This window comes from Hydrogenophaga sp. (assembly GCF_051858985.1).
Lineage (GTDB): Bacteria > Pseudomonadota > Gammaproteobacteria > Burkholderiales > Burkholderiaceae_C > Hydrogenophaga.
In genome coordinates this window covers 32,480-44,103 of sequence record NZ_JBHYGM010000004.1, presented here as the reverse complement: position 1 = coordinate 44,103, position 11,624 = coordinate 32,480, and the positions used below count along the sequence as shown (strand labels likewise).

The 11,624-nt window shown below is 69.6% G+C and carries 14 protein-coding genes; 11 read left to right on the top strand and 3 right to left on the bottom strand.

Annotated features, from left to right (window positions below):
* Positions 1 to 2 precede the first annotated feature (2 nt).
* Together ACTIEY_RS17165 and ACTIEY_RS17160 are read right to left on the bottom strand one after the other, a co-directional pair.
* A complete protein-coding gene (locus ACTIEY_RS17165) occupies positions 3 to 653 on the bottom strand; it encodes a LysE family translocator (protein WP_439520357.1) in 651 nt (216 codons plus the stop codon).
* 43 nt (positions 654 to 696) lie between these two features.
* Positions 697 to 1,032: a hypothetical protein gene (locus ACTIEY_RS17160; RefSeq protein WP_439520356.1), complete on the bottom strand. Its 336-nt coding sequence runs from the start codon at positions 1,030 to 1,032 to the stop codon at positions 697 to 699.
* Between the two features lie 201 nt (positions 1,033 to 1,233).
* Here ACTIEY_RS17160 and ACTIEY_RS17155 point away from each other — a divergent pair, with 201 nt between their 5' ends.
* Genes ACTIEY_RS17155 through ACTIEY_RS17135 form a run of 5 tightly spaced genes read left to right on the top strand, consistent with a single transcriptional unit; the run spans position 1,234 to position 5,209 of the window.
* Positions 1,234 to 2,556, top strand: a complete 1,323-nt coding sequence (locus ACTIEY_RS17155) for a DUF1800 domain-containing protein (protein WP_439520355.1) — start codon at positions 1,234 to 1,236, stop codon at positions 2,554 to 2,556.
* Positions 2,557 to 2,572: 16 nt separating this feature from the next.
* Positions 2,573 to 3,751 carry a DUF1501 domain-containing protein gene (locus tag ACTIEY_RS17150; protein WP_439520354.1) on the top strand — a complete coding sequence of 393 codons (1,179 nt, stop codon included), beginning with the start codon at positions 2,573 to 2,575 and terminating at the stop codon, positions 3,749 to 3,751.
* A gap of 17 nt (positions 3,752 to 3,768) precedes the next feature.
* Positions 3,769 to 4,212, top strand: a complete 444-nt coding sequence (locus tag ACTIEY_RS17145; protein ID WP_439520353.1) for a DUF3106 domain-containing protein — start codon at positions 3,769 to 3,771, stop codon at positions 4,210 to 4,212.
* Positions 4,209 to 4,877, top strand: coding sequence for an RNA polymerase sigma factor (locus ACTIEY_RS17140; RefSeq protein ID WP_439520352.1), 669 nt, complete (start codon positions 4,209 to 4,211; stop codon positions 4,875 to 4,877). The genes ACTIEY_RS17145 and ACTIEY_RS17140 overlap by 4 nt, the downstream gene beginning before the upstream one ends.
* Positions 4,874 to 5,209 carry a hypothetical protein gene (locus ACTIEY_RS17135; protein WP_439520351.1) on the top strand — a complete coding sequence of 112 codons (336 nt, stop codon included), beginning with the start codon at positions 4,874 to 4,876 and terminating at the stop codon, positions 5,207 to 5,209. Before ACTIEY_RS17140 ends, ACTIEY_RS17135 begins: the two co-directional genes overlap by 4 nt.
* A gap of 12 nt (positions 5,210 to 5,221) precedes the next feature.
* On the opposite strand, the gene ACTIEY_RS17130 is transcribed toward ACTIEY_RS17135, so the two are convergent.
* A complete protein-coding gene (locus ACTIEY_RS17130; RefSeq protein WP_439520350.1) occupies positions 5,222 to 5,854 on the bottom strand; it encodes a LysE/ArgO family amino acid transporter in 633 nt (210 codons plus the stop codon).
* A 102-nt stretch (positions 5,855 to 5,956) separates the two neighbouring features.
* Between ACTIEY_RS17130 and argP the strand changes: the two genes are divergently transcribed.
* The 6 genes from argP (at position 5,957) to lptB (ending at position 11,620) form a co-directional block, all read left to right on the top strand.
* Positions 5,957 to 6,883 carry an HTH-type transcriptional regulator ArgP gene (argP, locus tag ACTIEY_RS17125; RefSeq protein WP_439520349.1) on the top strand — a complete coding sequence of 309 codons (927 nt, stop codon included), beginning with the start codon at positions 5,957 to 5,959 and terminating at the stop codon, positions 6,881 to 6,883.
* 12 nt (positions 6,884 to 6,895) lie between these two features.
* Positions 6,896 to 8,569 (top strand): arginine--tRNA ligase, encoded by a 1,674-nt coding sequence (argS, locus tag ACTIEY_RS17120; RefSeq protein ID WP_439520348.1) that lies wholly within the window; start codon positions 6,896 to 6,898, stop codon positions 8,567 to 8,569.
* A gap of 14 nt (positions 8,570 to 8,583) precedes the next feature.
* Positions 8,584 to 9,258, top strand: a complete 675-nt coding sequence (locus tag ACTIEY_RS17115; RefSeq protein ID WP_439520347.1) for an SPOR domain-containing protein — start codon at positions 8,584 to 8,586, stop codon at positions 9,256 to 9,258.
* A gap of 76 nt (positions 9,259 to 9,334) precedes the next feature.
* Positions 9,335 to 9,979: a thiol:disulfide interchange protein DsbA/DsbL gene (locus ACTIEY_RS17110; protein WP_439520346.1), complete on the top strand. Its 645-nt coding sequence runs from the start codon at positions 9,335 to 9,337 to the stop codon at positions 9,977 to 9,979.
* A 211-nt stretch (positions 9,980 to 10,190) separates the two neighbouring features.
* Entirely contained in the window at positions 10,191 to 10,835 is a 645-nt protein-coding gene (gene lptA, locus ACTIEY_RS17105; protein WP_439520345.1) for a lipopolysaccharide transport periplasmic protein LptA, read from the top strand.
* A gap of 5 nt (positions 10,836 to 10,840) precedes the next feature.
* The gene (gene lptB / locus ACTIEY_RS17100) at positions 10,841 to 11,620 is read left to right on the top strand and encodes an LPS export ABC transporter ATP-binding protein (RefSeq protein ID WP_439520799.1); all 780 of its coding nucleotides are present in this window, start codon (positions 10,841 to 10,843) and stop codon (positions 11,618 to 11,620) included.
* Positions 11,621 to 11,624: the final 4 nt, after the last annotated feature.

Here is an 11,624-nt window from a genome sequence, read left to right as displayed (position 1 = left end):
TGTCAAGGTGTTGTGCCGCGGCGGCTGGCCAGCGCGGCCAGCACGCCCAGCGCGATGAACGATCCGCCCGTCAGCCAGCGCCCCGCGCGGCGCAGGCCGCCCAGGCCCTTCAGGCGCGGCGCGATCCATCCCGCAGCAAGCGCGTAGGCGGTGTCGCTCAGCGCCGCGATCGCCAAGAAGATCGCGCCCAGTGCCACGCTCTGGCCGACCACCGAACCCTGCGGCATCATGAACTGGGGCAGGAAGGCCGCGAAGAAGAGGGCGGTCTTGGGGTTGAGCAGGGCCACCAGGAAACCATCGCGGAAGATGCGACCCAGGCGCTCGGGTGGAGGGGCAGACCCGTCCGGTTCGGGCTGGCGCGCGCGCAGTGCCTGGATGCCCAGGAAGACGAGATAGGCGGCCCCGGCGAACTTCACCACCGTGAAGGCCAGTGACGAGACGGCAAACAACGCCGCCAGGCCCAGTGCAGCGCCCACCGCGTTGCCGAAATTGCCCAGCGCCACACCGGCCACCGAAGCCATGCCGTGCCGCCGGCCCTGCGTGAGGCTTCGCGCCAGGATGTAGAACACGCCCGGTCCCGGTGTGATGGCCAGCACCAGACTGGCGAGCATGAAGGCCGACAGCAATGGCCAGGGAGGCAGAAGGTCGGTCATGTAGGTGGGCTTCGTCGAGGTTCTGCGACTTTACCCGCCACAGTCATCGCGCGCGAGGCCGCACCTGCCGGTCGTGCCTGGTGTGGCGGATGTGCGCACTGGCCCGGTCCTGGGCGGCTTCCACGCGCACCGCCTCGCGGCGCGTGACGTGGCCGTCGCCTTCCACCCGGTGTTCCAGGCGCTCGATGTGGTTCTGCTGCCGCGTCAGGCGTGCTGCTTCGGGCCGCGTGATCTCGCCCGACGCGATGCCTTGTTCGATGCGCTGTTCCTGATGGTCCTGCCGAAGGTCCACGCGCGCGTCCTGCGCCTGGGCGGACGCGGTGGCCCCCAGCGTGAGCACGACGGACAGCAGGTAAAGGGAGGGAATGCGAAGTTTCATGGCAGCTCCAGGGGGTGGTTGGGAAAGCACGGACACAGGGGCCCGTGTGCTGCTTGAACCGCCAGCAAGGCGGCGTCTTATGGCCGCGAGCGGTTTGGCGCAGCCGGTTGCAGGGGCATGTCGTGGCGCGCGTAAGAGCCGGCGTGTTCGCGGGTTCAAGAGGGGTGCCGGTCCTTCCGGTCTGTTCCACACCCGCCCGCCATGACCCTCGAAGCTGCCATCGCCTCGCACCGTTTCGGTCTCAGCGAACCCCGCCTGGACCGCGTCGTTCCAGAGCCGCGCCAATGGGTGATGGACCAGTTGCGCCGTCCGCAGGCCATGGAAACTGGGGCCCTGACCGACGGGGCCGCTGCCTGGCGCCTCACGGCGCAGTCGTTGCGCCAGGCGCTGTCGCCCGCATCCGGCCAGGAGGACGCCCGCGAGGCGCGCGCCCGGCTCGTCGCCGCCAACCAGCAGGCGCTGAAGCAGCGCTGGCAGCACCAGGTGAGCACCACCACCCCGGTGCACGAGCGCTGGGTGCTGTTCTGGGCCAACCACTTCACCGTGGCGGCCACCAAAGGCACCACGCTGGGGCTGGTGTGGCCGTTCGAGAACGAGGCCATCCGCCCGCACGCCACAGGGCGTTTCGCGACGCTGCTGCGCGCGGCCACGCTGCATCCGGGCATGTTGCTGTACCTCGACAACGCGCAGTCGGTGGGCCCGGCTTCGCGCCAGGGTCGACGGCGTGAGCGCGGGCTGAACGAAAACCTGGCCCGGGAGCTGCTGGAACTGCACACGGTGGGCGTGCAGGGCGGGTACACGCAGGCCGACGTGACCGAGCTCGCGCGCCTGCTCACCGGCTGGACCGTGAACCGCCGCGAAGGCGGAAACGCCGTGTTCCAGCCCAACCTGCACGAACCGGGCACCAAGCGCGTGATGGGGCGCGAGTACCCCGAAGGCCCGGAGGCGCTGGACGCCCTGTGGACCGACCTGGCCCGCCACCCCGCCACGGCGCGGCACCTCGCCACGCGCCTCGTGCGCCATTTCGTGGCCGACGATCCGCCCGACGCGCTGGTGCAGGCGGTGGCGCGCAGTTTTCAGCGCAGCGACGGGGACCTCCTGCAGACCGCCGCCGCGCTGTTCGACCACGAACTCGCCTGGCAGGTGCACGCACCGGGCAAGGCCCGCCGGCCCGAAGAGCTGCTGGTGGCCGCGCACCGCGTGCTCGGCCAGAGCCCCGAAGCCCCGGCGCGCTGGGTCGCCCGGCTCACGGCCATGGGCCAGCCGCCGGGGCTTGCGCCGTCTCCACAAGGCTGGCCGGAGCGGCAGGAAGACTGGCTGGGGCCCGACGCCCTGCACAAGCGCGTGGACTGGGCACTGGACGTCGGCCGCGCCCAAGGGTCTGGCGTGGATGCGCGGGTGCTGGCGCGGCAGGCGTGGGGTGTGGCCATGAGCGAGCGCACGCTCAACCAGATCGATCGCGCCGACAGCGGCGCACAAGCCCTGGCCCTCCTGATGGCCAGCCCCGAGATGCAGCGGCGATGAATCACCGGAGACTGTCATGCACCCACCCGAATGCCTGAACCGGCGCCACTGGTTGCGCGCGGCCGGCGCTGCGCTGACGCTGGGCACCGCCGGTGTGCGCTGGGCCTTCGCCGCCACGCCGCAGGCCCGCGGCAAGCTGGTGGTGGTGATGCTGCGCGGCGCGCTCGATGGCCTGGCGGCGGTGCCACCGGTGGGTGATCCGCACTGGTCGCGGTTGCGGTCCCCCGGCGGAGAAGCGCCCCTGGGACTGGACAACACCTTCGCCCTGCACCCGGCGCTTGCCGGCCTGCACCGCTGGTACGGCGAAGGCCAGTTGCTGGTCGTGCATGCCGTGGCCAGCCCGTACCGGGAGCGGTCCCATTTCGATGCCCAGCAGGTCCTCGAGAGTGGGGGCGAGCGACCGTTTGCGCTGGACACCGGCTGGCTCGGCCGCGCGCTCGCCCTCGGCCGCTCGCAGGGCGTGGCGCTGTCGCCTTCCATGCCGCTGGCCCTGCGCGGAACCGAGCAGGCGACCACCTGGACACCTTCACGTCGCGACGCACCCGAAGCGGATTTCATGGCCCGCGTGGCCCGCCTGTACGAGGGGGACGACCACCTCCAGCGCCGCTGGCAGCAGGTGCAGTCGCAGGCCATGGGCCCGATGGAGCAACCGGGCGACCCGATGAAGATGGGCATGGGTGGCGGCGGTCCGGGCAACGCCTTCGCCACGCTGGCCACGCAGGCCGGCCGTTTTCTTGCGGAGCCCGGAGGGCCCTCGGTGGCCTGGCTCGACGTAAATGGCTGGGACACCCACACGCAGCAAGCGCCGCGCCTGCAACGCCTCCTGGGCGCGCTAGATGCCGGCCTGCTTTCCCTGCGCAACTCGCTGGGGGACACCTGGGCCGACACCACCGTGCTGGTCATGACCGAGTTCGGCCGCTCGGCCGCGTTCAACGGCAGTGGCGGCACCGACCATGGCACCGGCGGCGTCGCCTTTCTCGCGGGTGGCGCGGTGGCGGGCGGTCGCGTGCTGGGCGACTGGCCCGGCCTGTCGTCCAGCGCCCTGCTGGACGGTCGAGACCTGCGCCCCACGACCGATGTACGCTCGCTTCAGCGCGCCTTGTTGCAGCGGCACCTGGGCATCGGCAGCGCCCATCTGGCGCAGCAGGTGCTGCCCGGGGCGCCGCCGGCCATGTCGGGCTTGTGGCGCAGTTGAAATTTCCCTCATCCACCATGCCAGTCCGCCTGTTTCGCCGCCTCCTGTGCGCCCTGCCTCTGGCCCTGCTGGGCGCCGGCGCACAGGCAGCGCCGGCGGTGCCCGAGCTTCAGGACTGGAGCCGCCTGAGTCCGGCGCAGCAGGCCGAACGCCGCGAGGACATCCGCCGCCAGCTCCAAGATGCGAGCCCGGCCGAGCGGCAGCTTTTCAGGCAGAAGCTGCGTGAGCGGCTCGAGCAACTCTCACCCGCCGAACGCGAGACGCTGATCGACGCCACGCGCCAGCGCTGGCAGTCCCTGAGCCCCGAGCAGCGCGAAGCACTCGCCGCCGAGCGGCGCGCCAGGCTGCAGGCCATGACACCGCAGGAACGCCGGCAACTGCTGCAGCAACGCCGCGCCATGCTGCAGAAGCTCACGCCCGAAGAACGCGCCGCGCTGCGCGAGAAACTGCCCCTGCGATGAACCAACCCTCCGACGTTCAGGCCATGCCGGTCATGCCTTCGTGGCCGCTGGCGCCCGCTTCCAGGCTGCCGTGGATGGCCAGCATGGCCGCGTCGCTGGGCCGCCACACGCGCCGTGCCCTCGGTCTGGAGCCCGACGGCTGGGCCCTCTGGCGCCAGGCCACGGGCGGCGATCCGCACGCCGCGCAGGCGCTGGTGCGCCTGCTCACCCCGGCCGCGCTCGCGCTGGCGCGTCAGATGATGGGCCGCCTGGAAGATGCCGAAGACGTGGTGCAGGAATCCTTCATGCGGCTCTGGGGCGCGCAGGCCGACGGGTCGCACGGCGCGCAACTCTCGACCTACTTCCACACCATCGTGCTCAACCGCTGCCGCACGCACCTGGTGCGCAGGCGCGAGCTCAGCCTCGATCCGGCCGATCTTGCCGAGCTTCATGAGCGGCAGCTGGAGGGTCCGGCGCCAGCAGCGACCCTCGACACGGCCGGCGTGCAGGCCGCGCTGCGCGCCCTGCCTGCGCGCCAGCGCATGGCCCTGGCGATGTGGGCCTATGCAGACGCCGATGTGGCCGAGATCGGTCGCGCGCTGGAGATCGACACCAACGCCGCGCACCAGTTGCTGTTTCGCGCCCGGCGCAGCCTCCGCGCCGCCTTGCAGGAGAACCCCGGATGAGCACGCCCTCCACAGGCCCTGACGACGACCGGGCGCTACACGCCCTGCTGCGCGAAAGCCTGCAACCGGGCGCCCACGACAGCAGCGCTGCGTTGCAGGACCGCGTGATGGCGCAATGGCGCCAGCGCCACGCACGCAGCGTGACCATGGCCGAACTGGCCGTGGCCGGCGGCGGTGGCGCTCGTGGAACGCGCGCACCGGTGTGGCTGGGACTGGCCGGCGTGGCAATGGCGGTGGCACTCGCCCTGGCGTGGACCCAGCGCAGCGACCCCGTGCTGGAGGAACTGATGCAACCCGACGTGCTGTCGCAGATCGGCTTCGGCGAGATCTAGGGTGAACAGGCCTTAGAACAGGCTGGCCAGCAGCCAGAGCGCGGTGGCCCACATCATCAGCGCCACCATGCCATCGAGTGCGCGCCACACGCGCAGCGAATTCAGGCGACGGCCGAGCCAGAAGGCCGCGGTGCCCAGCACCACGAACCACACCAGCGAACCAGTGGCTGCGCCCAGTCCGAACACCTTGCTGCCCTGGCCGTAGGCCAGCGAGGCGGTGCCGATCAAGACAGCCGTGTCAAGCCAGGCGTGCGGGTTGAGCCAGGAGAACGCCAGCGCGGAGAGCACGGCCTGCCGACGCGAGACCGGCGCTGAGGCAGTGACGGGTGCCGAACCTTCCAGCGCCATGGCGCGGGGATGCAGGAAGCGCTGGAAGGCCTGCCAGCCGTACACCGCAAGGAACAGCATGCCCGCGCCGACGAGTGCGCCGTGCAGCTTGTCGGACAGGCCGCCGAGTTGCGCCAGCCCGAGCACACCCAGCCCGATCAGCACCACGTCGGCCAGCGCACACACGGCCACGGTGAGCCACAGGTGCTGGCGTTGCAGGCCCACGCGCAGCACATGCGCGTTCTGCGGGCCGATGGCCATGATGAGGGACATGCTGAGCACCATGCCGGCGGTGAAGGTGGGGAAGGCGAGGGCCATGAAGAACTCCAGTGCGAATGGCCGCCAGTGTGCGCCGGATTGCATACAAATTAAACTGAGTTAACTTAAACTCCATTCACTTCAATTTAAATTGATCGATCCATGCTGGACGCACGCCAACTCGAAGCACTGGCCGCGGTGGTGGAACACGGCGGCTTCGGTCCTGCCGCCAAGGCGCTCTCGCTCACGCTGGCCGCCGTGTCGCTGCGCATCAAGTCGCTGGAGGACACGCTCGGGCAGCGGCTGCTGGTGCGCGGCAAGCAGGTGCGCGCCACGCCGGCCGGCCAGGCGCTGCTCGGCCATGTCAAGCAGGTGCGGCTGATGGAGGCCGATGTGCTCGTCGGCCTGCAGGGCGGTTCACAGGGCGAAGGCGTGCGCTGGCAAAGCCTGTCGGTGGCGATCAACGCCGATTCGGTCGCGAGCTGGTTCCTGCCCGGTGTGGCGCCGCTGCTGCGCCGCCACCACCTGCTGCTGGAGATCGTGATCGACGACCAGGACCACACGCACGACGCGCTGAAAAGCGGCGACGTGATGGGCTGCGTGACGACGCTGGCGAGCGCGATGCGCGGCTGTGTGGCCGAGCCGCTGGGGGTGATGCGCTACCTGTGTGTCGCGGCTCCCGACCTGGTCAAGCGCTGCCGCACGCCGCGCGGCGCGGTATCGCCGCACAAGTTGCTGGCGCAGCCGGCGGTGATCTTCAACCGCAAGGACGCGCTGCAGGACGCCTTTCTGGAGCAGCATTTCGCCCTGCGCCAGCCGCATTACCCGCGCCATTTCGCGCCGGCGGTGGAGGCGTTCGAGACCGCCCTCGAACTCGGCCTGGGCTGGGGCATGGTGCCCGAACAGCACCTGGCCCAGCGCCCGGGCTTGCAGGAGATCCTGCCGGGCGCGGCGGTGGACGTGGTGCTGTACTGGCAGCACTGGGCGCACGAATCGGTGTCGGCCCAACGGCTGACGGCGGCGGTCAAGACCGCAGCGCGTGACCACCTGCGGCCCATGCAGACGGCCCCTGGCGTGCCCCCCGCCTAAAATCGCCCCTCTATGCTCAAGATCAAACAGGAATTGCTCGATGGCCTGGCCACCGAGCTGGAATCGTTGTCACCCGGCGCCGGGGCCCGGGCAGCGTTCGAATCGCCCAAGGTGGCGGCCCACGGCGATTTCGCCAGCACGGCGGCCATGCAACTCGCCAAGCCACTCAAGCTCAATCCGCGCCAGCTCGGCGAAACGCTTCGCGCTGCCCTGCTGGCGCAGCCGGTGTACCAGCGCTGGGTCTCCGACATCGACCTGGCGGGCCCGGGCTTCCTGAACATCCGTCTCAAGCCCGAGGCCAAGCAGCAGATCGTGCGCGAGGTCCTGGCCGCGGGCGAGACATTCGGCGTGCAGCCATCGAACGGACAGAAGCTCATGGTGGAGTTCGTGTCGGCCAACCCCACGGGGCCGCTGCACGTGGGCCATGGCCGCCAGGCTGCTCTGGGCGACGCCATCTGCAGCCTCTACCAGACGCAGGGCTGGCAGGTGCACCGCGAGTTCTATTACAACGACGCGGGCGTGCAGATCGGCACGCTGGCCACCTCCACCCAGTTGCGCGCCAAAGGCTTCAAGCCTGGCGACGCACAGTGGCCGGAGGCGGCCTACAACGGCGAGTACATCCAGGACATCGCCAACGATTTCCTGGCGAAGAAGACGGTGAAGGCCGACGACCGTGAGTTCACCGCCAGCGGCGACGTCAACGACCTCGACGGCATGCGCCAGTTCGCCGTGGCCTACCTGCGCCACGAACAGGACCTGGACCTCCAGGCCTTCGCGGTGAAGTTCGATCACTATTACCTCGAGTCCAGCCTGTACACCAGCGGGCGCGTGGCGGCCACAGTGCAGAAGCTCATCGACGCAGGCAAGACCTACGAGCAGGACGGCGCGCTGTGGCTGAAGTCCACCGACTACGGCGACGACAAGGACCGCGTCATGCGCAAGTCCGATGGCTCGTTCACCTACTTCGTGCCCGACGTGGCGTACCATATCGCGAAGTGGGAGCGCGGCTTCAGCAAGGTCATCAACATCCAGGGCACCGATCACCACGGCACCATTGCGCGCGTGCGCGCCGGCCTGCAGGCCGCGGGCGTGGGCATTCCACCCGGGTACCCCGACTACGTGCTGCACACCATGGTGCGCGTGGTGCGCGGCGGCGAAGAGGTCAAGATCAGCAAGCGCGCGGGCAGCTACGTGACGCTGCGCGACCTGATCGAATGGACCAGCAAGGACGCCGTGCGCTTCTTCCTGCTCAGCCGCAAGCCCGACACCGAGTACACCTTCGACGTCGACCTCGCGGTGCAGAAGAACAACGACAACCCGGTGTATTACGTGCAGTACGCGCACGCGCGCATCTGTTCGGTGCTGGCGTCGTGGGGCGGCGATGTGGCTTCGCTCAAGGACGCGGGCCTGGACGCCCTCGACAGCGCGCCCGCGCAGGCCCTCATGCTGCTGCTGGCCAAGTACCCGGCCACGCTGAGCGACGCCGCGCGCGACTTCGCGCCGCACGACGTCACGTTCTACCTGCGCGAGCTCGCCGCGAATTACCACAGCTACTACGACGCCGAGCGCATCCTGGTCGACGACGAGTCGGTGAAGAACGCGCGGCTGGCCCTCGTCGCTGCCACAGCGCAGGTGTTGCACAATGGTCTGGCTGTGCTGGGCGTCGGTGCCCCACAGAAGATGTGATGGTGAAACCTGCAATGAAAAAGACATCCCCTCAGGCGCGCAGCACCCTCGGCGGCACGCTCATCGGCTTCGTGGTGGGCCTGCTCGTGGGGCTGGGTGTGGCGCTCGCCGTGGCGGTCTACGTGACCCGCGTGCCGATCCCGTTTGTCGACCGGGGCGTGTCCCGCACCTCGGACCTGGACGCTCTCGAGGCCGAGCGCAACAAGGGCTGGAACCCCAACAACACGCTTGGCCGCACGCCGCCCGCTCCCGGTGCACCCGCCGCGCCGGCGCCGGCGCCGGCGGCCCCGGTGGCACCTGCAGGGCAGGCCGGCGCCATCGTCGTGCCGCCGGCCGACGGCCGTCCCTTGCCCGCACCCGCGGCTGACCCGCTGGGCGATCTGGCGCAATCGCGCATGGGCCAGGCACCTGCTGCGCCAGGCGCATCGGCGCCGGTGCCCGCCGGCGCCGACCCGTTCACCTATTTCGTGCAGGCCGGCGCGTTCCGTTCACAGGACGACGCCGAGGCGCAGCGCGCCAAGCTGGCCATGCTCGGCATCGATGCGGCCATCACCGAGCGCGAGCAGTCGGGCCGCACGGTCTACCGCGTGCGGGTCGGGCCTTTCAACCAGAAGGCGCTCGCCGACCTCACGCAGGAACAGCTTCAGGTCAACGGCGTCGAGGCGGCCCTCGTCCGCATCCAGCGATAGGCCGGGCCTTCTCGCTGGTGCGGAACTTTCGCCGCGCTGACCGGCCCAACCGGGCCTGAACAAGGAGTCCGATCTCATGCAACGTCGCGTTTTCTCCCGGTCCCTGCTGGCCGGTTCCGCCCTCGGCGCCGTCGGTGGCCTCACGATGCAGCCCGCCCTGGCACAGCGCATCGGTCCCAAGGAGGGCGTCGACTTCGTGCGACTTCCACGTCAGGCGCCGGTGCAGAGCACCGCGGGCCAGGTGGAGGTGGTGGAGTTCTTTGCATACACCTGCATCCATTGCCACAACTTCGAGCCCATCTTCGAAGCCTGGATCAAGAAGCAGCCGGCCCATGTGGTGGTGCGACGCACCCCGGTGGCGTTCAGTCCGGCCTTTGTCCCCATGCAGCGCCTGTATTACTCGCTGGAGTCCATGAACCTCGTGGACAAGCTGCACGCCAAGGTGTTCACCGCCATCCACGAGGAGCGCCTGCCTCTGACCACGCCGGCGGCCATCGTCGACTGGGTCGGGAAGCAGGGGGTTGACCGCGCCCGCTTCACCGAGGTGTTCAACAGTGGCCCGACCGGCGAGAAGGCCGCGCGGGCGGCGAAATTGCAGGATGAGTACGGCGTGGAGGGCACGCCTGCCCTGGGCGTGGCCGGGCGCTATTACGTCAGTGGCCAGGGGCCTCGCACGCTGGTGGTGGCGGACTCGCTCATCGCCGAGGTGAGGAAAGGGTAGGCACCCCCGCCGCGCTTTGCGCGACCCCCTCCAGGGGGCGACACCTGAGGCCCGGCAAAGCCGGTTCCTCGGTGTCTCTCGATCAGGCAGCTCGCTCGGCCTGACAACATTTGCACGGAATGCCGGTTCGCTTGCACAAAGTGGTTTGGGAACCCATGTGGCGGTGTCTGCGCCGCTACAATGAATGCAAGTTTCGTGCCCTCCAAATCCCATGCCCGCATCCCCCCATTTGTTTCGAGCTGTTTCCATCGCCTGCCTGACGGCGGGGCTCTGGTGGAGCGGCGCCGCGCTGGCTGAAAAGGCCGACCGCAACCAGCCGCTGAACGCCGAGGCCGACTCCCTTCGGTACGACGACGCCCGCCAGGTCAGTGTGTTCACGGGCAATGTGGTCATCACCAAGGGCACCATCCTGATCCGGGGTGCGGTGGTTGAGGTGCGGCAGGACGCGCAGGGCAACCAGTTCGGCATCGTCACCGCCGGGCCCACGGCGCCGGCGTTTTTCCGGCAGAAGCGCGATGGCGTGGACGAGTTCATCGAGGGCACGGGCCAGCGCATCGAGTACGACAGCCGCGCCGACACCGTGCGCTTCATCGGCAATGCGGTGATGAAGCGTTTCAAGGGCACTCAGCTCAGCGACGAAACCACCGGCAGCGTGATCGTCTACAACAACACGACCGACGTCTTCACGGTGGATGGCGGCAGCGCCAACCGCTCCGCCTCCAACCCCACCGGCCGCGTGCGCGCCATGCTCACGCCGGTGCCCAAGGAGGCGGCGCCCGGTTCGCCCCCGCCGCCGGCGCCCACCCCGCCGGCCACGCTGCGCCCCACCCCCCAGATGGAAGAGGGCCGCCAGTGACGGCGATGCCCAAGGCCCAGGTGGCTCGGCCCACCGCGCCAGCCGTCAGCCGCCTTGAGGCACGCGGCCTGCAGAAGGCCTACGGCAGCCGCAAGGTGGTCAAAGATGTGTCGCTGGCCGTGTTCAAGGGCGAGGTGGTCGGCCTGCTCGGCCCCAACGGCGCGGGCAAGACGACGTCTTTCTATATGTTGGTGGGTCTGCTGCGCTCGGATGCCGGGCAGATCCTGCTCGACGGACAGGCCATCGAGGACCTGCCGATCCACCGGCGCGCCCGGCTGGGCCTGGGCTACCTGCCTCAGGAAGCCTCCATCTTCCGCAAGCTCAGCGTGGCCGAGAACGTGCGCGCGGTGCTGGAACTGCAGGTCGACGACAACGGCAAGCCCCTGAAGAGCGATGCGGTGGAAAGTCGCCTGGACGGCCTGCTGCAGGACCTGCACGTGGAGCATCTGCGCGACTCGCCGGCGCCCGCGCTCTCCGGCGGCGAGCGCCGGCGCGTCGAGATCGCCCGCGCGCTGGCCACCGACCCGCGCTTCATCCTGCTCGACGAGCCCTTCGCCGGCATCGACCCCATCGCCGTGATCGAGATCCAGCGCATCATCGGTTTCCTCAAGTCGCGCGGCATCGGCGTGCTGATCACCGACCACAACGTGCGCGAGACGCTGGGCATCTGCGACCGCGCCTACATCATCAACGACGGCCACGTGCTCACCAGCGGCACGCCGTCCGAAATCGTCGAGAACGCCGACGTCCGCCGGGTGTACCTCGGCGAACACTTTCGAATGTAGGCCG